This is a genomic window from Bifidobacterium sp. WCA-178-WT-4B, from assembly GCF_009696495.1.
In the GTDB taxonomy this organism is placed as follows: Bacteria; Actinomycetota; Actinomycetes; order Actinomycetales; family Bifidobacteriaceae; genus Bifidobacterium; species Bifidobacterium infantis.
This window is the reverse complement of record NZ_VULV01000004.1, coordinates 141,391-164,804: the sequence shown is the minus strand read 5'-3', so window position 1 is coordinate 164,804 and position 23,414 is coordinate 141,391. Positions and strand designations below refer to the sequence as shown.

Genomic DNA, 23,414 nt, shown 5'->3' with positions numbered 1-23,414 from the left:
CCGATCTCGATCCGGATGCCCCGGCGTTCCTCTTCCGACAGGCGCGAACATGCTTCCCCCATAGGTGCAACATCCCTTCGGACTGGTTATCCGGACAATCTCCAATCTAACGGGTGTTGCACTTTCATTTAGACAACGGGTCTGACCAGTCGCTCAATGAGGACGGGCTGATCATCACCGATGGTTTCGCGGCAGTGGTGGATGGAGTGACCAGCAAAAGTGTGCACCACCCTGCCGGCCTTGTTCTTGGCCGCGTCCAGCACCGGGGTGATGTCAGCGGCCCATTTTCACGCACCGAACGTCCGGCGAGCATGTCGTTGCTGCCCACGCACACGATCAGCACGTCCGGCCGGTCGTTGATATCGCCAATCATCCGGTAGCGCACGCGCCGGGCGGTCGCGCCGAGCTTGCCGACCGTACGCCAGGCCACCGGCCGACCGGTACGCTTGGTGACGCGCGCGGCGAGCAACGGCATGATGCCTTTCGACTGGCCGTCCACGCCACCCAACATAGTCCGCCCGCCTCGACCGGCCGATCTCGTCAGTGAACACGCGGAACCGAACCCTACATCGACGTTCGTTTCGTCTGGTTTGGCCCATGAATTCTGCATGAATTGGGGTGAACTGGCGGGGCTGGAGGCGAGCGGGCGGCGGATTATGGGGCACAATGGTTTCAAGGAGGCCGCCATGGTCGATGACTATACTGCCAAAATGACTGAGCTGATCGAACTCATGCGTCTGATCGGCAACGATACGCAACAGTGCGAGGTCAAGGAATGCAAGCGCAAGATCTCCTCGACCATCACCGATACGCTGTCCGCGTTCTCCAATGGCTCCGGCGGCTGGATCATCCTTGGCCTGTCCGAAAAGAACGGGTTCACGCCGGTCGAGGGATTCGACGCGCGCGCCATGCAGGAGGCGCTGAGCCAGGCGTGCGAGAAGATGACGCCGGTGGTGCGGCCCGTGATCGTCACCTGCCCGTTCGAAGGCGCGAATCTGGTGTTCGCGCGCATCGACGAGATGCTGCCGCGCGACAAGCCCTGCTTCACCACCGCGCTCGGACCGCACGGCGGCTCGTTCATCCGCACCGGCGACGGCGACCGGCGCATGACCTCCTATGAGGTCGACCGGCTCATCGAGGAGCATCTGCAGCCCACATACGATCTGGATATCGTGCCCGGCGCCACGACCGATGACCTCGACCCGCAGCTCGTTTCCGGATTGTTGGCGCGCGTGCGCGAACAGCATCCGCGCGTGTTCGCCGACCGAGACGGCATCGATGTGCTGCTGGATCTGCAGGTGTTGCGCCATGATGATTCCGACGAGTCGGAGGTCGGCGGAATACTGCGTCCCACCTTGGCCGGACTGCTGGCGTTGGGCCGCTATCCGCAGAAGTTCTATCCGCGGCTCGGCATTTCGATAGCCGTGTTTCCGGGGACGAGCCGGGACGATGTGTTCCGGGGCGACGAGCGATTGGTCGCCTCGAAGTCGGTGGTCGGTTCGATTCCGGTGATGATCGACGATGCGGTCGACTCGTTGATGCGTTGGATTGGCGCGAAGAAGCCCGATTATCCGCCGCTCGTGTTGCGCGAGGCGATTGCGAACGCGCTCACCCACCGTGATTATTCGCCCGATGCGCGCGGCACGCAGGTGCATATCAGCGTGTTCACCGATCGCATCGAGATCACCAATCCGGGTGGTCTGTACGGCATGGTGACACATGATGTGCTGGCGAGTCCGCATCCGGTGACGGGTGCACCGTTCGTCTCCACCCGAAACCAGTTCCTGTTCACGCTGCTGGAGTCCACGCCGTATCCGGGCGGCGGGTTTGTGAACCCAGAAGGCGGCGACGGCTACCAGCGCATCGCCGCCGCGTTGCGCGAGGCCGGCATCGAGCCGGCGACCACGCGCAACGACATCAACACGTTCACGATGACCATCACCAAGCAGCGCACGATGGCGAACAGTTCACCGGGTGACGTGGTCAAGGCGATTATGACCGTACTGGAACGGCATTCGGCGATGAGCGTCAAGGAGATCATGCGCGAACTGCAGTTGACTCCGCTGGCCGCCACGTCCGGCATGCGCGAGCTGATGAAGGAAGGGCGGGTCGCCCGAGTCAAGTTCGCCGATGACCCGGTGCAGCGGTATCGGTTGAAAGGCTGATTTTCTCACTCGGCCAGCTGCGTGGTGGCGGGCGCGGCCAGGGTGGGACGGGATCGGCGGAAGCGGCCGGCGGCCAGGCCGATGCAGATGAACATCACACCGAACAGTGCGACCAATCCCAGCGAGCCGGCCCAGCCGGCGACGCTCACGCCGCTCTCCGCAGCCGTGCCGAAGCCGAGCGCGTTGTCGATCGCGGTGCAATACCACCAGCCGGGCAGGAACTTGGCTATGGTCACCATCACGCCGGGCATCATGTCAACCGGCAATGCGACGCCCGACGTGAACATGATGAGCAGGCCGAAGATATTGGCGAATCCGTTGGCAGCCTCTTCCGAGAGCCCGAACTCGCTGAGCATGAATCCGCAGGCGACGGTCATCAGCGCGTACACGCAGGTCGCGCCGAACGTCATCAGCACTCCCCCGACGCTCAGGTGCAACGGATCGAGCCCCGCCGCCATCATCAGACCGATTGACAGCACCAAATAGCCGACGCATACGACGAGCGCGAATCCGCCCAACGTCAGCAACCGCTGGACTCCCATCAGGACCATGCGTCGGGGCGAGGCGGTGAGACGCCGCCGCACCTCGCCGGTGGTGAACGCGCCCAGGATCATCGATCCGCAGATGGTCATCGCCAGGGACAGCGGGTACATCGCGGTTTTCATGGTGCCGCCGAATCCGCTGACCGCCGTATCCGCAGCGCTTGCCGACTCCTCGGTCGGCGTATCGACCACGGCGATCTGATGGTTCACGTCTGTATCGCTGGCCGATTCGGCGGCCATTTTGGCGGCCTGGGACAGATCCTTGATATCCGGCTTGTCGACTTGCCCTTCCGGCAGCGAGTCCAGCATGTCTTGGTCCAGACTCGCGCCATCAAAACCGGCGGCCCCTCCTGTAGCGTTCATCATGCCGGCGAGCGCCGCCTGGTCGACCCTCGTCTGCGCGCCGATCAGTGCGGTGCGGGTGAGCGAGAGGAACCCGCCGACGTTCATCCGCGCCATCGACCCGGAGCCGGATGCGTAGCTGGTAACCGTGTCCACGTTCGGCGGATTGTCGCCGTCCGCCGCCGCGGCGACATAATCGTCAGCGAATCCGTCGGGAATGATGACGATCAGGTCCACCCAGTTCGAGGCGACGGCCTGTTGCAGCGTTTCGCTGGTGTCGTCGAGGTCCACCAGTTCGCTGGAATCGCGCAGGTAGGCGCGCATCGACGTGGCGATATCACCCCGGTCGGAGTCGCGGTCGATGATGGCGACGCGCGTCTTGGTCGATTCGAGCACCGCGGACATGGAGCCGGATGCGGAGGTCAGCATCGCCCAGCTGATGGACATCATCAGGATGCCTATGAATACGAGGTAGATCATCAGGTAGACCCAGTGCGCGAACAGCACGCGCAGCGTGGCTTTACAGGTGTTCATAACGTTGCCTCCTCAGCATTGCGATGCCGGCCAAGAGGAATACCGCGCTCATCGCCAGCAGAATGATGCAGGTGGTGATGAACGGCCGGTAGCTGTCGTAGTACAGGATGTCGTAGAACAGGTTCGTCACCTGCTGTGCGGGGTTGATGGTGCCGAGTATGGGCGCGTTGCGGGCTATCCAGTCGCTGATCTGCATGGCAAACCCGCCGTACAGTCCGGTGAACAGCGACAGCGTGCAGGAGATGCCGGTCGACAGCCCGTATTTCGTGTTGTACGAGAGCTTCGGCACCGCACCGAGCAGGGTGCCTGCTGAGCTGGTCATGAACGAGGCGATGATGACCGCGAGGATCGCCGCCGGTTCGCGTCCGCCGAGCGAGACGTTGCAGGCGAGCCGGATATAGGCCAATGCGATGGACAGGGCGACCGACGAGCACAGCCAGCAGGAGAGGAAGCCCGCGACGAGCTGTTTGGCCCGGCTCAGCGGCGCTACGGTCCGCCGTATGCCCAGCGCGGACAGGTTCGCCTGTGCGGCGGCGACTGTGCTGATGGAGTATCCCATGGCCATCATGCAGGACATGGCCAGCAGCGCGTAATAGTATCGGGCGATCTCGTCAGGCTGGAAATGCGTGAGCGTCGTCTCATGGGTCATGTCGACGTTCTGCCCGACGCTGTTCCAGAAGTTCCGGCTGAGCGCGGCCTGTGGATTGTCGGCGATGGTCTGCCGGGTAACGGCGTCGGTGCGGTTGTACAGGTCGATGACGCTGCGCAGGGCCGCGAGGCTAATGTCCAGTCCGCTGTTTTGCGTGGAGTCCTTGGCTGTGACGGCGGTTTCCCGGCTCACGGTCATCGCCAATCGGCCGTTATTGTCGGCGGTCAGATAGCCGTTGGCAGTGCCGTCGGCGAGCCGTTGTTCGGCCTCCTTCACGGTGTCGACTGTGGTGATGGTCAGCAGCTTTTGGTCGATTTCGGCGTAGGTCGTGTCGTCTGAGGCCGATTCCGTTTCCCCGGCCAGCGCGTCTACGAAGGTGCGGGCACCGTCCGCCTGCTGCCAACGGGTGTCTTCGATGACGGCCATCGGCACCGGCTTGAGTTCGTATGCTTCGGCCAGCCCGCCGAACAGTCCGTTGAACATGGTCGCCAGCACAATCGGGAACACGGTCATCCAGAACAACGCCGACCGGTTACGCAAGTTCGCTTTCAATGCGACCAGAAATGTGGTCCACATGATGTCTCCTTACTCAGGAACTCCCCTCAGTCACCTTTGGTGACAGCTCCCCTCGGAGAGGGGAGCCAAGTTATTTGCTTGCCGACTGAGGGGAGCATGGTCAGTCCCTCAGTGCTTTGCCGGTGAGTTCGAGGAACACGTCGTTGAGGGTGGGCGGGCGACTGGTCAGGTGGCCGATGTTGGCGCCGGAGCGTTTCACCGCGTCGAGCACGTCGGTCAGGTTGTGTTCGCCGCGACGGCATCGCACGTCGAGTTCCTTGCCGTCGTAGGTGGCTTCGATCACGCACGGCAGCGCACGGACCTCGGCCATCGCCGAATCCGCCAGATCGAGCGTTTCGATGGTGATGCGCTCGCCCGTGTCGATCATGTTCTTGAGCTCGTCGGCGGTTCCGAGCGCCAGGTGCCGGCCGTGGTCCATGATGAGGATGCGGTCGCAGATCTGTTCGACCTCCTCCATGTAGTGGCTGGTGTAGATCACCGTGGCGCCGGCCTGGTTGAGCCGCTGGATGCCTTCCAGAATCGAATTGCGGCTTTGCGGGTCGACGGCGACCGTGGGTTCGTCGAAGAAGATCAGGTTAGGCTTGTGCGCGATGCCGCAGGCGATGTTCAGGCGTCGCAGCAGACCGCCGGACAGTTTGCCGGGCCGGAACTTGCGGAAGTCCTGGAGTCCGACGAATTCGATGGACTCCTCGACCAGCGGCGCGCGGTCGGTTTTCTTCGGCACGTACAGCGAGCAGAAGTAGTCGATGTTTTCGGTGACGGTCAGTTCGTTGAACACGGCCACGTTCTGCGGCACGATGCCGATACGACGTTTCAGCGCGTAGGAGGTCGGCGTCATCGGCTGGCCGAACACGCGAATCGTGCCCGAATCGTAGGTGAGCAGCGCGAGGATGCAGTTGATCGCGGTGGTTTTGCCGGACCCGTTCGGTCCAAGCAGCCCGAAAATCTCGCCCTGGTTCACGTCAAGGTCAAAATAGTCGAGCGCCACCATGTCGCCGTAGCGTTTGACCAGTTGGCTGACGTGCACGGCCAGAGCCGGGTTGGTTGTCGAGTCGTGTTCGGAAGCTCTGTTGTCGGTTGTCATAGTCACTCCCTTCCTTGGCGATTCCATCATCCCAAGAAGGGGCCGGACGCCGCCACAGGCAAACGTCACGACTTGGCCGTACAGGCGTGACATTTGTCATTACAGTCCTTCGGCGTCGGTCTGCATGGCCTTGTACACCTTATCGACCGGCATCAGGCTGATCTCGTCCATCGAATAGTTGGACGCCCTGTGGCTTTGCGTAATCATCGGTATCATCCCTTTACGGTTGTGTCGACGACATCCGACGCTTGTGCCTCATCTATTCGGGAAGTGTAAGCCCGTTGTCTTGGACCGTCATGCGGGTAATTCCGCACGCCCGTCAAGTTCGTCGTGTTCCGCACACCGCTAGACTGGTGGTGGAAGAGCGTCGAGCCGGGGAGGTGCCATGCGCGTGTTGGCCGAGATGGGCTTGCTACTCGTGTTGGGCCTGGCTTTGGCCTGGCTTGTCGGGCTACGGTCCGATGGCGTGTTCATCGCCGGCCTGCTGTTGGCCGTTTCCGTCGCCGGATTGGTGGAATGGCTGCGTCCCGCGCAATGGTCTTGGGTCTTGTGTACGGCGTATCTCGTCATCGCCGTGGCGGTGCCTTCATGGTGCGCGTTCATGCCGCTCATCGCCTACGATACTGCACGGCTGCCGGCCCTCGCCTCGACCGGAGCCCGGGCTGGGGCACGGACTGCGGCAAGTGGCCGCTCCCCCAGTGTCTCGCAGACCGCGGCCTCTCGCCGTTCCCTTGCCGATGCAATGCGTTCGGCCCCGTGGCTTTCGGCCGCCGCGCGCTGGATATGGGTGTTGCCGCTGATCGCGCTCTGGTTCGCCCGTGGCACCGACCGTCTCCAGACGCTGGTGATGACGCTGGTCGCCCTGCTTGGATTCGTTCTGGGCCGGGCCCGCGCCTCCTCGGACGAGGCGCGGCGCGCGTTGCTGCACGCGCAGGACAGGGCGCGCGAATCCTCGCGGGCCACTCGTTCGCGCATCGCCGACATCGATGAGGAACGCGCCCAGTCGATTCGCATGGCGACCCTCGGCGAGCGCACGCGTATCGCCCGGGAGATCCACGACAATGTGGGCCATCTGCTGACCCGCGCGATCATGCAGGCGCAGGCCGGCAAAACGGTGGCCAAGGCGACGAACGATACGGTCGCTGCGCAAGGGTTCGCCACGTTGGGTGCGACGTTGGATGATGCGATGACGATGGTGCGCCGTTCGGTGCATGATCTTGAGGATGATGGCACTGATTTCGCCGCGCAGATCGATGATGCCGTCACGTCGTTCGACGGCATCTTCCCCGGTTTCGCCGTGACGCTGGCCAACGATATCGCCAAGGCGCCTGCGCCGGTCTCGCGCTGTTTCGCGACCGTGATTCGCGAGGCATTGTCGAACGTGGTGCATCACAGCGCGGCGCGCGAGGCGAGCGTGACGTTGCGTGACTTCCCCGCGTTCTGGCAGTTGGTCATTCAGGATCCGGGGCCGGCCGTGTCCGAGTCCGATGGGTCCCGGACGGCCGCTGCCCGCCCGCGTGCGATGCGCGCCACGCACGTCGGCTCGCGACTCGCCGCCGACGGCGTTGCCGATATGCGTGGTTCGGCCGATGAGCTGATGCGCGGCATGGGTTTGGCGGATATCGAATCGCGCGTGCGCGCCCTTGGCGGCACCGCGGTCTGCGGGCCGTATGAGGACGGCTGGCGTGTGTTCGTATCCGTGCCGAAGAAGCGTTGGACCATGGAATCGAGGGATTGATGAGAATCGCAATCGTGGATGATGATCCGATCGTCTGCCAGTCGTTGGAGACGATTCTGACGGCCACCGGCACGGCCGAGGTGCTATGGATGGCAAATGACGGAGACGCCGCCGTGCGCCGTTATTTCGAGACACCGGCGAGCCGACCGGACGTGCTGCTGATCGATATTCAGATGCCCGGCACCAGCGGTTTGGATGCCGCGCGCGAGATTCTGGCCACGGACCCGGCCGCGCGCATACTGTTCCTGACCACGTTTGCGGACCAGTCGTATATCGCGCAGGCGATGGGACTTGGCGCCAAGGGCTATCTCATCAAACAGGATGTGGCGGCGGTCGGGCCCGCGCTGCAGGCGGTGATGGCCGGTCAGGTGGTGCTCGGCGCGGAAGTGCTCGGCAAGCTCACCGAACGAACTCCGGATCCTGCCGATTCCGACGATTCCAGAGATACCGCCGATTCCATCGAGGGCCTGCTTGGCGAGCGCGAACGTGAGATCACCGCGCTGGTCGCCGAGGGCCTCGATAACCGCGACATCGCCGCCAGACTGTTCCTGAGCGAAGGCACGGTCCGCAATCGCATCAGCGCGATACTGGACAAGCTCGGCCTGACCAATCGCACCCAACTCGCCATCCTCTGGCTCAACGCCCATAGGTGAGGGGGCTTTTGGTCAAGTAGGCCTCTCCCTCCGACATCGCTTCGCGATGCCACCTCGAACGCGATTCAGGACAGCTTGCAGCTGACCTCTTATTCGCTCGTTGTCACTCACCCTCGCCTAAAAACGCCTCCGGCGTTTTCTTCACGGCTCGGCTCATCAGAGGGAGGTTGTGAAAAACCAACCTCAGCTGTTTTTCATGACGATACTGTCGATGGTGTTGGCCACGCGCTCGCAGTCGTCGGAGCACTGTTCGAGGTGACGGTAGACGTCATGCCAGGCGAACACCTGCAGCGGATCGGTGCAGGTGGTGTGCAGCATGCGCATCGACTCGATGAACAGGTGGTCGGCGTCCGTTTCGATCGTGTTGATGGCGAACACCAGTTCGCGCAACGTCTTGGAATGCCGGAATCGCGGCAGTTCGTTGACCAGCTCGCAGATGCTTTCCGTGGCGCGCACCACCATATCCGACATCTGGACCGCGTCGTCGCGCATGTCGGTCACGTTGTCGTAGTACATGCGGTTGAGCACGCCTTCGATGCTGTCGGTCACGTCGTCGAGCACGTGGCCGAGCTCGTCGATGTCCTCGCGGTCGAACGGCGTGATGAACGCGGTCACCAGTTCGTCCATCATGTCGTGGCGCACCTCGTCCGCTGACTTCTCAATCGCGTGCATGCTGTCCATGCGTTCGCGCAGCTGGCCCGGATTGAAGTCGTGCATGACCTCGGACAGCAGCTTCGCGGCCTGGCATGCGTAGTCCGCGCTGCGGCGGAATCCGTCGAAGTAGAACGTGTCTTTTTGTCTCGCCATGATGGGTGGATTCCTTTCTAGAACACGACCATGAACAGTTTGGCCATTACGAAGCTGATGAGACCGCAACCGGGGAAGGTGAACACCCAGGTGAGCATCATGTCGCGCACCACGCCGAAGTTGATGGCGGAGAGGCGGCGTACCGCGCCCACGCCCATGATGGTGCTGCACAGGATCATGAGCCAGACCAGAATCATCACACCGGTCACGCTGGGTTGGCCATTGCAGAACGCCATGCCGAGGAACAGCACGCCGATGAACTTCTGGCCGTCCTGCGCGCCATGCATAAAGCTCATGGCCGCCGCGCCCACGATCTGCGCGTAGGTGAAGAACCCGTTGGTGCGGCGGCGGTCCATGCCGGCGCAGATCAGGGTCACGGCCTTGCACACCAACCAACGGAACGGGGGCAGGCTCATACTTTGCTTCGATATGCTCGTCGACATTTCCCGCCATCTGCCGAGGATTCGGTCATGCGTGTGCGAAAATGGACACGGTGTCAATCAGGAGGTGCACAGTGGTTGTAAGCACGGATTCGAGCCGCACAATGCCCGATTGGGTGAAGTACGGGGTGTTCTGGCACGTGTATCCGCTGGGCTTCTGCGGTGCCGATATCAGGCCCGCCGGCCCGCGCCAGTTCCATGGCCGCGGCCTTGACGCGATGATCCCTTGGCTGAAGTACGTGCGCGATCTAGGCGCGTCCGGCCTGCTGCTGGGTCCGGTGTTCGAGTCGGCGACGCATGGATACGACACGCTCGACCATATGCACATCGATGTGCGATTGGGCGGGGATGCCGCGTTCGACCAGCTGATTGCGGCCTGCCGGGACATGGGATTGCAGGTGGTGCTGGATGGCGTGTTCAATCATGTGAGCCGCGATCATCCGGCCGTCCGGGCGGCGCTTGACGAGACCGCCGGACGCTTGAATCCGGCCGACAACCCGTGGCATGGTCTGGTCCGCGCGCATGTCGGTGATAATGACGAACCCGCTTTGGATGTGTTCGAGGGGCACAGGGATCTGGTGGCGCTGGACCATTCGGCTGACGAGACCGTTGACTATGTGGTCCATGTGATGAGCCATTGGCTGGATCGCGGAGCCGCCGGCTGGCGCCTCGACGCCGCGTATGCCGTGCCGAGCCCGTTCTGGGCGCGCGTGTTGCCGCAGGTCAAAGCCGCACACCCGTATTCATGGATTTTCGGCGAGGTGATCCATGGCGATTACCCGCGCATCATCGAGGAATCCACGATGGATTCGATCACGCAATACGAGCTATGGAAGTCGATCCAGCATGCGCTGGAGACGGAGAACTTCTTCGAGCTGGATTGGAATCTCAAGCGGCACAACGCGTTCCTGGATTCCTTCGTGCCGCAGACATTCATCGGCAACCATGACGTGACGCGTATCGCATCGCAGATTGGCCCGGCCAAGGCGGCGTTGGCATTGGCGGTGCTCATGACGGTCGGCGGCGTGCCAAGCATCTATTACGGCGACGAGCAGGGCTATGTGGGCGTCAAGCAGGAGCGTTTCGGCGGCGATGACGACGTACGTCCGAAGTTCCCCGACTCCCCTGCCGAACTGTCCACGCTGGGAGAGCCGACATACCGGCTGCATCAGGCGCTGATCGCGCTGCGCCGTCGCAACCCATGGCTGATGGATGCGCGTACCGAGGCCGTGAAGCTGGAAAACAAGCACTTCGTCTATCGTTCGACGAGCGCCGACGCCCAGCATTCCCTGACCGTGGACCTCAACATCGAGCAATCCCCCACTTTCACCATCCGCAACGCCGACGGCAGTACAGCGTATCAATACTGAGCTACCTCATCAGAGGGAGCTCACCATTTACCGCCGAATGCCTCGGATCAGCAGGTCGAGCAGGTACCCGTACGACCGGTCGACCCGTTCGCGGCCTCGTGTGCGGGGTTGTGCGGAACGCAGTTCGAATTGGATGAACCCGTGTATGGACACCCAGATGGAGGATGCAATCAGGTGAGGGTCATCGTCGCGGATGCGACCGAGTCATCCAGCAATCTGCGCGGGGTGCCCGGCAGGGAGCCGGAAATGGATTCGGCAGCCATCACGGATTCCTTGGATGCGCCAAGGATGTCCTGGGGCAGGTGGGATCCTCGCAGCGCGTCCGTCAGGCCGGTGGTGTACGCACCGGCCTGCAGCGACCCCATGATGCCGACGCCGAGCGTGCCACCGAGTTCGCGGATCGTGTCGTTGACGGCACTGCCCATGCCTTCCTCGCCGACCGGCACGGCCGTCATCAGTGTGTCGGTGGCGGGACCCTGGACGAGGGCGATACCTGCGGCCATGACGACCGCGAACGGCAGTGTGGCAATCGCCGTCTCGAGCGCCGAACACCCACGCAGCGCCTGGAACCATTGGGTTGTGAGGAAGATGAAACCGAACGGGCACAGGAAGGCGGCGCAAATGGCCAACATGCCGATGACGGCGCACACCCAGAACACGCTATCCCATGCGAACCGTTGCAGCAGGATGCCGCCGATGACCGGGCCGAGCGCTATGCCCACCCCGGATGTGCCGACCCGCAGTCCGACGGCCAGCCCACGCATAGGCGATCCGTCGAACAACCCGATGATGGATGGCAGCGTGGCTCCCATCAAGTTGTATATCAATATATCATACTTATGGAACATTGATACACATCATGTCGGGAACAGGCATCCGCATCGCAAACACCGGTCTACAACACGATCAGGCCCGACGACCATCAAAGGTCGTCGGGCCTGATTCATACGCGCTGTCGGACTAACGGCGTCCAGACTTCATACGGAATGGCGCATTATTGCGATTCTTCTTGGAATGGCGGCGGTTCGGGCCTTCCGTGTTGCCGTATTTGGCGATCATGCGGCGTTCGTGACGCTTGGCACCTTCTGAACGCTCGTCGCGTACGATGCGGTTCTCGTTCTTGCGATGGATGCGCTTGCCGCCTTCGCCCTGACGGGTGTTGCGCATGGACTGCCTGCGGCCGTCATGGGAACGCTCGTCATAGGAGAAGCCGTAGTCCTCGTGGCTGCGCTCATTGCGGCGCGGCTTACGCGGACGCTCGAAATCGCGGGGATCAGTACGATCGAAGCGACGGCTTGATCCATGCTTACGGCCGCTGAAATCATCGTTGCGGCCGTATTCGGCCCCGTCGCGCTTGTCGAATTTTCCGCCCTTGCCGTACCGATCATTGCGACGGCTGCGACCAGAATCACGGCCTTCGAACTTGCCGCCACGACGATCGTCGTACCGGTTCTTGCCGTACTCGTTGCGGCCATCGTCCTGACGCTCGCTGTAACGGTCCTTGCCGTATCCGTCGCGACGGCCGCCCTTACGGCGGTCATCGCCATGCTCGAACAGATAGTCGCGGCGCTCGGCCTCGGGGTTGCTCATGCCGGCGCGGCGTTCCGCACGGTTGCGGTTCTTCTTCACGGCCTTCTTGCTGGCCTTGTCGCCGTGCTTGCGCTGCGGCTCGCCTTCGGCCACAAACTCGCCACCTTCGTTCTCGTGCTGGAATTCGGTCTCGGCAACGTTCTGCTCGTCGCGATTGCGATTGCGATTGCCGCCGCGGCCGGACTCGTCGCCCGCCGCGTTCTTGGCACCCTTGTTCTTGCCCTTGCGCGGGTTGCCCACGGGCTGCGACTTGTCGAGGCTCCAGCCATCCACGCGCTCGGCGCGGTCGCCCACAAGCTCAAGCACTTCGGGCGAATCGTGGGTCACTTCAATCATCTTGGTCTTGATGCCGGCCTGGTTCAGCAAGCGGCGTGTCTCGCGGCGCTGTTCGGGCAGCACGAGGGTGACCACGTCGCCCGCCTTGCCGGCGCGGGCGGTACGACCGGAGCGGTGTACAAAGGACTTCGGGTCGGCCGGCGGCTCGACCTGCACCACGAGCTCCACGCCGCCGACGTCTATGCCACGGGCGGCCACGTCAGTGGCCACCATGACGCGCACATCGCCGGAATCAAATGCGGCGAGGTTGCGATCGCGCTGGTTCTGGTTCAGGTTGCCGTGCAGCTCGGCGGCCGGAATGCCGTTCTGCGTCAGATTCTTGGCGAGCTTCTTGGCCTGGAACTTGGTGCGGGTGAACAGGATGCGGCGGCCTTCGCCCGAGGCGAGTGTACGCACGAGTTCGTGCTTGTCGCCGCGCGTGGTCTCGAACAAGTGGTGGGTCATCAGGTCAGGTTCGGTGGTGGCCGAATCGACCTCGTGCACCTTGGGATCATGCAGGAAGGTGTTCACCACTTCATCCACGCCGTGATCGAGCGTGGCGGAGAACAGCATGTGCTGGGCGTCGGGCGAAATCTGCTCAAGCAGTCGCTTGACCGGCGGCAGGAAGCCCATATCGGCCATTTCATCGGCCTCATCGATGACCACGACTTCGACGGACGAGAGCGTGAGCGCCTGCTGGCGCAGCAGGTCCTCAAGGCGGCCCGGGCAAGCGACCACGATATCGGCGCCGGCCTTCAGATCGCGGATCTGGTGGATGTACTTGACGCCACCGTACACCGTGGTGGTGTTCATGCCAAACGTGTGGGCCAGCGGCATCAGCACGTCGTTGATCTGGTTCGCGAGCTCGCGGGTGGGGGCCAGCACCAGGCCGCGCGGGTGCGGCAGGAAGTCGTCGGCGCGGCGCTCTTCCAGGCTGGCCTTCTTGCGGCGCTTGACTTCGTTGCGGAACTCCTCCATCGCGATTTCGCCAAGCGAATCATAGGAGCCAAGCCGGGTGACCAGCGGAATGGAGAAGGCGAGGGTTTTGCCGGAGCCGGTGCGTCCTCGGCCGAGAATGTCGCGGCCGGCCAGTGAATCGGGCAGGGTGTCGGCCTGAATGGGGAATGCGGTCTTCTTGTCATCTGCCGCAAGCACGCGCACCAGCGGTCCGGGTACGCCAAGTTCGCCAAAGGTAAGGGGGCGGGATTCCGCGCTGTCGTTCATCTGGAAATCAGCGGAATCGTCACGATCATCGAAATTATTACGGGGCACAGTGGCCTTTCATGTCAAAGGTTACACAAATTACGCAAGCTTTCCGAGCTTAGCGTAAGCCCCCTACTTTGCTTGGTGCTCGCCACGCTGTCATCCCACTCTTTACTTATGACCCCATGGGGCGGTAATTGGCCCATGGGGCGGTAACTTGCCCATGAGGCGGTTTGAAGAAATTGTGAAACCGCAGAATAAAGCCATTTTCACCTACCGCCCCATGAGGGTTTTACCGCCCCATGGGATGTTTGCCGCCCCATGGGCCAATTACCGCCCCATGGGTTCTACCACCATGTAAGGCGAGCACCGCTCCATGGAACACGCAAATGGCCCCTACCCGTGAAGGTAGGAGCCATTGTGCAAAAAGGCTGAGCCACAATACGGCCCAGTAGCACTAAAACACACTACAAAATATCCGGATCGTCTTTGGCAATAGTGCCGGTTGCCTTGCCAATGGCCTTCAGACCGTGGTAGGCCACAAGAATCACGATCGTGCCAATGGCAATGCCGTTGAAGGAAATGCCACCAACAGTGAACGCGAATTGGCCAATGGCAATAATCATGGTGATGGCTGCCACCATGATGTTCAGCGGCTTGTCGAAGTTGACCTTGTTCTCAACCCAGATGCGGATGCCGATCATGCCGATCATGCCGTACAGCAGCGTAGTCACGCCGCCGAGCACTCCGGCGGGGATCGTGTTGATCACGGCGCCGAACTTCGGGCACAGGCTCAGGATCAGGGCGAAGGCGGCTGCACACCAGTAGGCGGCGGTGGAGTACACCTTGGTGGCAGCCATCACGCCGATGTTCTCGCCGTAGGTCGTGGTGCCGGAGCCGCCGCCCAGTCCGGCGAGCGTGGTGCCCAGGCCGTCGGCCATGAGGGCGGTGCCGATCTGGTTGTCGTAGTCGCGGCCGGTCATCTGGGCCACGGACTTGACATGGCCGACGTTCTCAGCCACAAGCACGAGCACAACAGGGATGAACATGGGAAGGATGGAAAAATCGGCCTGCGGCAGGTGGAACTTCGGGAAGCCGATCCATGCGGCGTCACCGATGGCGGAGAAGTCGACCTGGCCACGGATGCAGGCATATACATAGCCGATAATTACGCCGACCAAAATGTTGAGGCGACCCAGCAAGCCCTTGAACAGCACGGCCACGAGCAGCACGGCCAGCAGGGTAACCAGTGCGGTGTCCGGCGCGGCTTGGAAGTTAGTCCACACTGAAGGTGCCAGATTGAAACCGATGATGGCCACAATCGCGCCGTTGACCACGGGCGGCATGATGATGTCGATCCATTTGGAGCCGGCGTAGTGCACGAGCACGCCAATCAGGGCCAGCAGAATACCGGTGACCATGATGCCGAAGCTGGCGACCGCAATGCCCTTGTTGGCGGCGGTGACCGCCGTGATCGGGGCGATGAAGCCGAAGGACGACCCCAAGTAGCTTGGCAGCACGTTCCGGTTGATGAGCAGGAACAGTGCGGTGGACATAGCCGTGAAAAACAGGGTGGTGGACGGGTCGAAGCCCGTCAGAATCGGCACCAGAAAGGTGGCACCGAACATGGCGATGACGTGCTGTGCGCCGATACCGGCGGTGCGCACCCAAGTCAGACGTTCATCGGGCTCGACGACCTCGCCGGGCGCCAGCGTCTTACCGTTGCCATGCAGCCGCCATTGGAAGATATTGGACATGGACATTGCTCACTTTCCTCGCTCTTGCTTGGTGGTGCGGCACACAAGACCGGCCGCGCCACGCGTCATTCTAGCGTACGGGGATCGTGCGGCGTCCATCCGTCGGAACGCTCACTTGCCGTAATACTCCAGCAGGTGGGGGTCGACGGCCTGCACCACATCGACCAGATCGCCGTTGGACAGGTACGGGCGCTTGAATTCGCGCCACGGCTCCACTTTGACCTCCCAGCGTCCGCTCGCCTCATCAAGCACGGGCCGGGCGGTCTGCTCCCAACGCACACGCTTGGACGTGCGACCGGTTTCGGGATCTCGGCGCGTGTAATGCAGGCACGTGCAGTTGGTGATCTTCCAGTCGTCCGAATCGGCGCGATGCAGGAACTCCTCGTCGGCCAGATCCTCGATGGTGAGCATCAGGGCGAGCATGAAGTCGCCGTGCGTGACCATGACCACGGACTCCGAGTCGGATTTGCGGCTCAACGAGGTCAGTATGTTATGCACGCGGTCCTCGGCCACGTCGGCGATGGATTCGCCTGCCGGCGGCCGCCAGTACAACGGGTCGGTGTTCTTGAAGTTCCAGTTGCGGGCGTAGTTGGTTTTGAACTCGTCCTTGGTGATGGTGTTGATCTCGCCCCAGGAGCGTTCGCGCAGCACACGGTTCTCCTCCCACTTGGCTTTGGGCAAGGCCATGGTGGCCGCGGTCTCGCGGGTGCGCACATACGGCGAAACCATGTAGCGGTCGAACAGCTGCTGCTGGCTGACGAGCCAGCGTCCGATGCAGTCGGCCTGCTTGCGACCGGTGGCGGTGAGCCGCCATGAGCGGTCGGGCACGGTGACGTTGTCCTGCGTGTACAGGGAGTTGTCGCCCTGCTCGCCCGCCTGGACGATGACGTTCGCTTCGGATTCGCCATGTCGGATTACATAAAGATCGAGCGGCATGCTCATCTGCGCTACTCCTTCGTTGTCGGTGACGTCGCGTTGTTCCGCGCCGTCCGCTATTTCACCCGCGTTATGGTGTCCCCTTTGACCATGAACGCGCGACGGGCCATATCGATCATCGGCTGGTCGAACTTCGAGTCGGTGTAGAACTCGTCGACGACGGCGTCCGGACCGTACAGCTCGCGGAATCGCCTGGCCTTGTTGGTGTTGAAGTTGAGATACGTAACCCTCATCGTCTCCAAATCGACCTTGCTGGCCACGAGGTTCCGCACGCCGAGCCTGCGGCAGGCCTCCCCCACCGTCAAATCGAAGGATGCGGTGAGGATCACGTCATCCGGTTCGGGCTGGTACCAGGGTTTGATGCGCGGGTAGTTCCGATCCCAGAAATCGTTCACGAGCTGTTCGACGCTCGCCACGCGTCGGGAACGGTTCAGTTCCGTAAGATAGCCTTCGGCCATTCTGCCCACGCCGTATTCCATCTGCTCAAGCGTGGCCCGCCCGAGTTTGTATTTGACCGCGTACCGCAGCACGGGTGCGATGAAACGGAACACCTTCGGGTCGTGTCGAGCGGAATACAGGTACAGGTCGAACAGGCTTTCGCCGTCGTAGATGGTTCCGTCAAAATCGAATACGCGCATACCTTCTGCTTCTACTCTGCTGTTCCTAGTTCAAGGCTAATCATGGCGGACCGGCAAAAGCGCGAATATGCGGTGAATTTCACATGAACACTGTTTTTGGAGGGTCGCAACCAACTTCCCCGGCGGTCATCGTCCCCGGTCCGGCACCGTTCCGGCACGCCTGCGCGTCTGGCCGAACAGGTAGACGCCGATGGGCAAGGTCAGCACACCGCCGATGACGAACACCAGCGAAATCGGAATCATGTCGGCCAGAGGCGCGAAGACCAGCATGCCCAGCGGCATGCCCAGCGTGCTGAGCGTGGTGTCGAGACCAAAGACGCGGCCGACCACATTCTCATCGGACTCGGTTTGCATGATGGTACGCATCGGACCCACGCAGATGGCCTCGGCGACGCCATTCGCAACGTCGACAAACAGGTACGCCAGCAGATTGGGCGCGACCCCGAGACCCACCACGGTCACGCCGACCAAAGTGACGCCGAGCGCGACCATGCGCATGTTGTCGCGCACGACCTTGGCCCCGACGGTGGACATGAACGCGCCGCCAAGCAACATGCCGATGCTCCATCCCAGCTCATTGGCCGCGAGTTTGTCGGAGGCGGTGGTCAGGTTGATGAATCCCAGATTCAAATCGATTCCCTCGTATTCGCGGGTCATGAGCAGCAGGGTCAGATTCATCGGGGCAACGGCGATGAAACAGGTCAGCGCGTCGCCCAACACCACGTTGCGCAGATTCGGCCGACGCCACGTGTAGTCGAATCCCACCTTGAGATCGGCGAAGACACGGAGGACGCCGGCGAGCGGCGAGCGTCCCTCCCCTTCGGGCACGGCGTGCGCGGCACGCTCCGCCGTCGCGCGTCTCTTCGGCACCTTGATCAACGCCACGAACCCGACGCCGATGACCGCCGTGGTCACGTCGATCAGCAGGATCGACCACAACGGCACCATGTTGATGAGCACGGCGGCCACAGCCGGTGCCACTATCATGTTCGCCGAGTTGATCACACCGTATATCGAATTGACGCGCAGCAGTTTGCCGGAGGGCACGACGTCCGGGATGAACGACTGCACGGCCGGCGTCTGGATGCCGCCGCCCGCCGAACGGATGAGCAGCACCACGAAGATCGTGGCCAGTCCGGCCCATCCCATCGCGAAACCCAACGACAACACGACGGTGACGGCGGCGATCACCATGTCCGGCAGCATGATCAGCAGTTTGCGATTATGGCGGTCCGCCCATGAGCCGCCGAAGATCGAGACCACGGCCTGCGGCACCACGCCGAACAGGGTGGCCAGCAGCATCGCCGAACCGGTTCTGGTCTGCAATACGATCCACCACCAGATGGCGTACTGCACGATGCTGGAGCCCAACAGCGAAAACGCCTGACCGACGAGCAGCAACGCCACACGCCGGATCCACGCGGCATCGGCCTCCTCGCTCGCCATGGCCTCGGCATACGCGCCGGACCCGTCCACCCCATCAGACGTCACGGGCATGGTCGCTCCAATCTACTCGCTTCAAGACGCATGGGCCTGGTCCCGGGCCCCGCTTCACCTCACACCAGTACCATAGAATGGAGGTCTGATATACCATCCGGCATCTTCCGGGACACGGTCGAGCGTAAGGAACACGCTATGAGCATCATCGGCATTCCCCTAGGCATCCAGGCGTTCAAGATGGCCAAACTCGCGCTCTGGCCGTTCGGGGCGAACGTCCACGGGCTGTAGGTCATCGCGGCACGTGCGGCACAGGCCCGGACTTCACGACCTTCCAGGGCGCCGCCCTTTCCATTCGCATCGTCTGCCGTCTATCATGGAATGCGGATGCACAACGCACCGAACGCATGAAAGGACAGATCATGATCAACCATGTGACCGTCAAGGTGAAGGATTTCGACAAGGAAGAAGCGTTCTACGCCGCGTTCGTGCATGATCCGGAGGGCAACAACATCGAAGCCATGCACAACTGATCGATCATCGGCCGATCGAGCGGGAATCCCGTCGGACGGAACACGCCTTCCATCCGACGGGATCGTCATAATTCCCCACCCACGCCCACGCATCACCGCACTGCAGTGACTGTTCAGCATGCCCCAGCAGCCAGGACCATCACAGGTAAGTGTTCCAGCCAAGCTTGACGGCGAGGATAATGCCGGTCAATACGGCGGCGGCCCGCATGATGTTCTCCGGAATACGCCGGGTGATGGGAGGCGCGATCGCGCTGCCGATGGTGCAACCGATGCACATCATGATGGCGAACGGCCAACAGACGGAACCACGGATTACGAACATGACCGCGGCGGAGATATTCGCGCCGAATCCGACCACGGTTTTCAATGCGTTGATCTGATGGAACGGGCCGATCCTGCCCAAATCGAGAATCGCCAAGGCAAGCGTACCGGCGGCCGCGCCGAAATAGCCGGAATAGACACCGACGAAGCTCACGCCGGCCCACAGCCACCACGGATCGTCGCGCAATGCGCCGTTCACCGTCGCACCGGCGATCCGCGCGGCGCGCTCCGCCTGATACGATTGCGGCAGCGCCCGTGCCACGGCATCGCGCGCGGCCGCTTTCCTCCGTGGATTGAGCGCGATGATGAGCGCACTGAACAGAATCAACGGCGGTACCGCGAATTCAAAGACCTTCGCGGGCATTTCAAGCAGCAACAGACCTCCGATGACGCCGCCGACCAGACCGATGCAGGCATAGACGATCACACGCCGGCCCTGGCCCGTGAGCTCCTTGCGAGCGGAGAGCAACCCGCCGATGCCGGTACCACACACGCCCACCGTGTTCGTGGTGTTGGACAGCACGGGCGGAATACCGAATGCCAGCAACGCCGGATAGGAAACCAATGAGGATGCGCCGACCGCGTATCCAACGAATCCGGCGGCGACGCCGGCTACAAGCACCGACAGCAACGTGGTGACGGACATTCCTGCAATCATGGGGCCCTCCCCCTTCTCATTCCGGTCTGTGTGGCAACGGGAGTCAAGCGTAATGGTTCGGCTCCCGCGCATCGCATCATCGCCCGTAACGTGGCCAAACACTGGCACCGCAGCCGACGCTCCGCATAGCCGGCGCGACGAAGATGATCGGCATGATTCGCCAAGGCGTCCTGAGACACGAACCTTGAACCGACGACGCCACCCGCATTCATGACCGCGCCGAGGAGGGCGCCCTGAACGGGCATCCCGCGCAGACCAGCGAGGCGGGGTCCGGTCGGCATGCCGTCCCGTCGCACAGGGATCGCGGTGCGCGGTCCATCAATGTGACCAGTCCACGCTCCTGTGCACGCATGATCGCCATATCCACGAAATCGGAGGGCAGACGCCGATAGTCGGCGATCTGCGGAACCGTCATCCCGGTTTTAAGATCGGCGGCGATGTCGGCAACGATATCGGCCGGCTGTTCGTCGGCATGATAGGACTGCGACATCGAACCGATCACGACTTCCTTGGCGACGAATCCCGTAATCAGCGCGGCCGACGCATGCCAGTCGTCGAAGCCCGCCGGAGCGAACACGGGGGCCACCGCATCGGCGAGCACGCCGTACGCGGAATCGTGCACATCGTCGACATGCGCGAAACCGCCGGCACCGGCCGTCATGGGAATGCCCTGCAGCAGCCATAGCGCCATGATCATCGAGACGATGATCACACTGGCGCCGCGAACGAATCCCCATAGACGCAGCAGCACCGAACGAACCAGCTGCAGGGCGCGGGGGCACTGGTATGGAGGAAGCGCCAGCATGAGCGGCTCCGGCTCAAGCCCACGGAACATGGTGTGGCGCAGCATCACGCCGACCAGCAGGATGATCATCACCGAAACGACGTACATGAGGAACACCACGAGACCCGCATACTTCGGAAAGAACGCATGGGCGAGCACCAGGAACACCGACAGGCGCGCGGAACACGCGGCAAACGGCACCAGCATGCCGGTCAGCACCCGCTGACAGGAATCAGGCAGGGTGCGGGTGGCCGCCAAGGCCGGCAGATTGCAGCCGAAGCCGACGATGATCGGCAAAAACGCGCGGCCGTCCAATCCCAAGGCGCGCATGGCGCGATCCATCACGAATGCGGCACGGGCCATGTAGCCGGAGTCCTCCAGGATCGACAGCAACAGGAACATGATGCCCATCACGGGAATGAACGTCAGCACGGTGATCACGCCATCGAGCACGCCATCGACCAGCAGCGAACGCACCCAGCCGCCGCGCCAGGCCACACCGAACAGCCCAAGCAACCAGTCGAGGCCGGATGTGCACCAGCCGCGGAACGTCACATCGATCCAATCCTGCATCGGACTGGCCAGCGTCGTCGTGGCTTGGAACACCGTGAACAGAACCGCGAGAAAAACGATGACGCCGACCACGGGGTGCAGCAGTATGCCGTCGATGCGGTCGGATAAGGTGACGCGACCGTCGTCGTGAACGTCAAGGCGACGCAATACGCCGGCGGTCCAGTCGAGACGGGCATCGGCCCGTGATTCAGCCCAGGAGCGCAGGTCGTCGACGGTGTGCCCGTCGGCGTCGGCCGTGATGGCGGACCATGCGGTCAGCCCAGAGGGAATGGGGGTTCCCCGGAAACCCACGGCGATGGCATCGGCCAACGCCTCGCCGCCGTCTCCGGTACGCCCGTCGACCGCGATGACCGGCATCGCAGGTGTCGCCGCGAGCGCCGTCACGCACGGCGCCATTCGCGGACGTCTCCGCATGGCGATCGCAACGCCGGCAGCAAGCGTCCTGCGAGCTGCAGCAGTCGCCACCTCTCAGGTCCCGTAGATTCATCATTCGCGCATATTCTCGTTCTCTTCGTGTTACGCAACGTCGTCTTGCGTATGTTCGTCCTGCGCGAACCGTACGCGGACGGCCCGCGCGGTGGCGCCATCCACCGCGACGCGTTCGTCTCCGAAGGCGATGACCCGCCCGCCGAAAGCGCCACGCTGCACGACCCGCAGGCCCGCGCCCGGAGCCAGGCCGATCTCGCAGAGGCGGAACCGGTGCCGTTCATCCAGGTCGATGCCGTCCACGACGACGCGCATGGCGCGCGGGCAGTCGCGCAGCGTCATGATGGCGCCGCGCTCCCCCGTCCGACGTCGCACCGTGCCATCGACGCGGCGAGCATGCGTATTATCCATGTTTTCACACATAGCAGGAAACGAAGCAAAGCACAAGAGTGTTTTTCACGGAACTGAACCGCACCCCGTTTGTTGGACGTCGGTAAGTGGGATGCAGTCTGAGACCGCGAGGGGCATGCTCCGGAACTCCTCCGGGGTGCATCCCTCGAGTCGCGTTCGGCGACGCTTGTGTGGGAGCCGGGCAGCCAATATAATCGCAATGCCATTGCGGTTCACACACCCAATGCCGGTCTTATGGGCTATGTAAGGCTAATCTCGGTAAACTGGCGAAAGCGCAGATACGCAGTGAATTTCACATGAACACTGTTTTTTGGATTGATTTCGGTACAGGTAACGTACACTGGTGACAGCGTGGAAGGAGGTGCGTAATGGCGGCGTCTGAAATCGAACAATGGTGGATTGATAAGTTTCAGGAGAACCTGGGTCCGATTCGCAAGGTAGCCGGATGGACGACTCAGCAACTGGCTGACGAGCTGGGAGTCGCGCGACAGACGGTGTCTAACTTGGAGACCGGCAAAAGCCCGATGACCAAACTGCAGTATCTCGCTTTACGTACGGTGTTCAGCGCCGAGATCGCACGTCGTGAAGACCGCGATCTGGCACGCATCATCAAGACTTTGGTCGACGATCCCATTGAGCAACGCATTCGCGAACGGCGCGCCCAAGAGCAAGACGGCGAGGCCGTTGCCGACAATGCCCCAGTCAATACAGGCTGTGGCAACGCTGCCGACAACGCCGCCACCGAGAAACGCAAGCCCAGTGTCGCCACATTGAAGGCTGCAAAGACTGCCGCAGCAGGCAAGCCTACGCTCAGCACGGCGATGCAGGCTCTTGCCGTCATCACCGGCGCATTGGCCAGTGGAACCGCCGCCGGCATCATCACCTACTTGATGTTCCCGGACGGCGGCCCGAACAAGCGCTGAGTCGCCGAA

The 23,414-nt window shown here is 62.4% G+C and carries 18 protein-coding genes and 3 pseudogenes; 6 read left to right on the top strand and 15 right to left on the bottom strand.

Annotation, left to right across the window (positions count from 1 at the left end; all coding sequences use genetic code 11):
• Window positions 1-124: 124 nt before the first annotated feature.
• Window positions 125-511 (bottom strand): hypothetical protein, encoded by a 387-nt coding sequence (locus FYJ31_RS04880; RefSeq protein ID WP_229773852.1) that lies wholly within the window; start codon window positions 509-511, stop codon window positions 125-127.
• Between the two features lie 175 nt (window positions 512-686).
• Between FYJ31_RS04880 and FYJ31_RS04875 the strand changes: the two genes are divergently transcribed.
• On the top strand, window positions 687-2,165 hold the full coding sequence (locus tag FYJ31_RS04875) for an ATP-binding protein (protein WP_016463194.1): 1,479 nt from the start codon (window positions 687-689) through the stop codon (window positions 2,163-2,165).
• A 5-nt stretch (window positions 2,166-2,170) separates the two neighbouring features.
• On the opposite strand, the gene FYJ31_RS04870 is transcribed toward FYJ31_RS04875, so the two are convergent.
• The 3 genes from FYJ31_RS04870 to FYJ31_RS04860 all read right to left on the bottom strand — a co-directional run bounded on the left by FYJ31_RS04870 (window position 2,171) and on the right by FYJ31_RS04860 (window position 5,892).
• Window positions 2,171-3,583, bottom strand: coding sequence for an ABC transporter permease (locus FYJ31_RS04870; RefSeq protein WP_154536130.1), 1,413 nt, complete (start codon window positions 3,581-3,583; stop codon window positions 2,171-2,173).
• Window positions 3,570-4,808 (bottom strand): ABC transporter permease, encoded by a 1,239-nt coding sequence (locus tag FYJ31_RS04865; protein WP_007052113.1) that lies wholly within the window; start codon window positions 4,806-4,808, stop codon window positions 3,570-3,572. The genes FYJ31_RS04870 and FYJ31_RS04865 overlap by 14 nt, the downstream gene beginning before the upstream one ends.
• A 100-nt stretch (window positions 4,809-4,908) precedes the next feature.
• Window positions 4,909-5,892: an ABC transporter ATP-binding protein gene (locus FYJ31_RS04860; RefSeq protein ID WP_007057287.1), complete on the bottom strand. Its 984-nt coding sequence runs from the start codon at window positions 5,890-5,892 to the stop codon at window positions 4,909-4,911.
• Between the two features lie 385 nt (window positions 5,893-6,277).
• Here FYJ31_RS04860 and FYJ31_RS04855 point away from each other — a divergent pair, with 385 nt between their 5' ends.
• Together FYJ31_RS04855 and FYJ31_RS04850 are read left to right on the top strand one after the other, a co-directional pair.
• Window positions 6,278-7,630: a sensor histidine kinase gene (locus FYJ31_RS04855; RefSeq protein ID WP_065443996.1), complete on the top strand. Its 1,353-nt coding sequence runs from the start codon at window positions 6,278-6,280 to the stop codon at window positions 7,628-7,630.
• Window positions 7,630-8,283 (top strand): response regulator transcription factor, encoded by a 654-nt coding sequence (locus FYJ31_RS04850; RefSeq protein WP_007052109.1) that lies wholly within the window; start codon window positions 7,630-7,632, stop codon window positions 8,281-8,283. Before FYJ31_RS04855 ends, FYJ31_RS04850 begins: the two co-directional genes overlap by 1 nt.
• Before the next feature lie 183 nt (window positions 8,284-8,466).
• On the opposite strand, the gene FYJ31_RS04845 is transcribed toward FYJ31_RS04850, so the two are convergent.
• Window positions 8,467-9,090 (bottom strand): DUF47 domain-containing protein, encoded by a 624-nt coding sequence (locus FYJ31_RS04845; RefSeq protein WP_154536129.1) that lies wholly within the window; start codon window positions 9,088-9,090, stop codon window positions 8,467-8,469.
• A gap of 17 nt (window positions 9,091-9,107) precedes the next feature.
• Window positions 9,108-9,485, bottom strand: a pseudogene (locus FYJ31_RS04840) (inorganic phosphate transporter); the annotation flags it as partial.
• A gap of 119 nt (window positions 9,486-9,604) precedes the next feature.
• Here FYJ31_RS04840 and FYJ31_RS04835 point away from each other — a divergent pair.
• Window positions 9,605-10,900, top strand: a complete 1,296-nt coding sequence (locus FYJ31_RS04835; protein WP_326831180.1) for an alpha-amylase family protein — start codon at window positions 9,605-9,607, stop codon at window positions 10,898-10,900.
• 170 nt (window positions 10,901-11,070) lie between these two features.
• Here the strand turns inward: FYJ31_RS04835 and FYJ31_RS04825 are convergent, their stop codons facing one another.
• The 6 genes from FYJ31_RS04825 to FYJ31_RS04800 form a co-directional block, all read right to left on the bottom strand.
• Window positions 11,071-11,712: an MFS transporter gene (locus FYJ31_RS04825; RefSeq protein WP_229773851.1), complete on the bottom strand. Its 642-nt coding sequence runs from the start codon at window positions 11,710-11,712 to the stop codon at window positions 11,071-11,073.
• A 148-nt stretch (window positions 11,713-11,860) separates the two neighbouring features.
• Complete coding sequence (locus FYJ31_RS04820) at window positions 11,861-14,077, bottom strand: DEAD/DEAH box helicase (RefSeq protein WP_326831179.1); 2,217 nt, start codon at window positions 14,075-14,077, stop codon at window positions 11,861-11,863.
• Between the two features lie 398 nt (window positions 14,078-14,475).
• On the bottom strand, window positions 14,476-15,765 hold the full coding sequence (locus tag FYJ31_RS04815) for a uracil-xanthine permease family protein (protein WP_154536133.1): 1,290 nt from the start codon (window positions 15,763-15,765) through the stop codon (window positions 14,476-14,478).
• Between the two features lie 111 nt (window positions 15,766-15,876).
• Window positions 15,877-16,707: a histidine phosphatase family protein gene (locus FYJ31_RS04810; RefSeq protein ID WP_012577951.1), complete on the bottom strand. Its 831-nt coding sequence runs from the start codon at window positions 16,705-16,707 to the stop codon at window positions 15,877-15,879.
• Window positions 16,708-16,757: 50 nt separating this feature from the next.
• Entirely contained in the window at window positions 16,758-17,339 is a 582-nt protein-coding gene (locus FYJ31_RS04805) for a haloacid dehalogenase-like hydrolase (protein ID WP_012577952.1), read from the bottom strand.
• A 126-nt stretch (window positions 17,340-17,465) separates the two neighbouring features.
• The gene (locus FYJ31_RS04800) at window positions 17,466-18,836 is read right to left on the bottom strand and encodes an MFS transporter (protein ID WP_154536126.1); all 1,371 of its coding nucleotides are present in this window, start codon (window positions 18,834-18,836) and stop codon (window positions 17,466-17,468) included.
• Between the two features lie 132 nt (window positions 18,837-18,968).
• On the opposite strand from FYJ31_RS04800, the pseudogene FYJ31_RS04795 reads away from it, so the two are divergent.
• Window positions 18,969-19,067 (top strand): annotated as a pseudogene (locus tag FYJ31_RS04795) (YccF domain-containing protein); the annotation flags it as partial.
• Window positions 19,068-19,448: 381 nt separating this feature from the next.
• On the opposite strand, the gene FYJ31_RS04790 reads toward FYJ31_RS04795, so the two are convergent.
• The 3 genes and pseudogenes from FYJ31_RS04790 to FYJ31_RS04780 form a co-directional block, all read right to left on the bottom strand.
• Window positions 19,449-20,288: a sulfite exporter TauE/SafE family protein gene (locus tag FYJ31_RS04790; RefSeq protein WP_154536125.1), complete on the bottom strand. Its 840-nt coding sequence runs from the start codon at window positions 20,286-20,288 to the stop codon at window positions 19,449-19,451.
• Between the two features lie 427 nt (window positions 20,289-20,715).
• Window positions 20,716-22,002: pseudogene (locus FYJ31_RS04785) on the bottom strand (nucleoside recognition domain-containing protein); the annotation flags it as partial.
• Window positions 22,003-22,161: 159 nt separating this feature from the next.
• On the bottom strand, window positions 22,162-22,413 hold the full coding sequence (locus tag FYJ31_RS04780; RefSeq protein ID WP_229773850.1) for a FeoA family protein: 252 nt from the start codon (window positions 22,411-22,413) through the stop codon (window positions 22,162-22,164).
• Between the two features lie 437 nt (window positions 22,414-22,850).
• On the opposite strand from FYJ31_RS04780, the gene FYJ31_RS04775 reads away from it, so the two are divergent.
• Window positions 22,851-23,405 carry a helix-turn-helix transcriptional regulator gene (locus FYJ31_RS04775; RefSeq protein ID WP_154536123.1) on the top strand — a complete coding sequence of 185 codons (555 nt, stop codon included), beginning with the start codon at window positions 22,851-22,853 and terminating at the stop codon, window positions 23,403-23,405.
• Window positions 23,406-23,414 lie beyond the last annotated feature (9 nt).

Coding starts and splice junctions, on each gene's coding strand:
- FYJ31_RS04855 (WP_065443996.1), top strand. CDS start 6,278: ATGCGCGTGTTGGCCGAGATGGGCTTGCTACTCGTGTTGGGCCTGGCT.
- FYJ31_RS04825 (WP_229773851.1), bottom strand. CDS start 11,712: ATGGGAGCCACGCTGCCATCCATCATCGGGTTGTTCGACGGATCGCCT.
- FYJ31_RS04865 (WP_007052113.1), bottom strand. CDS start 4,808: ATGTGGACCACATTTCTGGTCGCATTGAAAGCGAACTTGCGTAACCGG.
- FYJ31_RS04775 (WP_154536123.1), top strand. CDS start 22,851: ATGGCGGCGTCTGAAATCGAACAATGGTGGATTGATAAGTTTCAGGAG.
- FYJ31_RS04860 (WP_007057287.1), bottom strand. CDS start 5,892: ATGACAACCGACAACAGAGCTTCCGAACACGACTCGACAACCAACCCG.
- FYJ31_RS04875 (WP_016463194.1), top strand. CDS start 687: ATGGTCGATGACTATACTGCCAAAATGACTGAGCTGATCGAACTCATG.
- FYJ31_RS04790 (WP_154536125.1), bottom strand. CDS start 20,288: ATGATTGCAGGAATGTCCGTCACCACGTTGCTGTCGGTGCTTGTAGCC.
- FYJ31_RS04845 (WP_154536129.1), bottom strand. CDS start 9,090: ATGGCGAGACAAAAAGACACGTTCTACTTCGACGGATTCCGCCGCAGC.
- FYJ31_RS04780 (WP_229773850.1), bottom strand. CDS start 22,413: ATGACGCTGCGCGACTGCCCGCGCGCCATGCGCGTCGTCGTGGACGGC.
- FYJ31_RS04815 (WP_154536133.1), bottom strand. CDS start 15,765: ATGTCCAATATCTTCCAATGGCGGCTGCATGGCAACGGTAAGACGCTG.
- FYJ31_RS04810 (WP_012577951.1), bottom strand. CDS start 16,707: ATGAGCATGCCGCTCGATCTTTATGTAATCCGACATGGCGAATCCGAA.
- FYJ31_RS04800 (WP_154536126.1), bottom strand. CDS start 18,836: ATGCCCGTGACGTCTGATGGGGTGGACGGGTCCGGCGCGTATGCCGAG.
- FYJ31_RS04805 (WP_012577952.1), bottom strand. CDS start 17,339: ATGCGCGTATTCGATTTTGACGGAACCATCTACGACGGCGAAAGCCTG.
- FYJ31_RS04870 (WP_154536130.1), bottom strand. CDS start 3,583: ATGAACACCTGTAAAGCCACGCTGCGCGTGCTGTTCGCGCACTGGGTC.
- FYJ31_RS04850 (WP_007052109.1), top strand. CDS start 7,630: ATGAGAATCGCAATCGTGGATGATGATCCGATCGTCTGCCAGTCGTTG.
- FYJ31_RS04880 (WP_229773852.1), bottom strand. CDS start 511: ATGTTGGGTGGCGTGGACGGCCAGTCGAAAGGCATCATGCCGTTGCTC.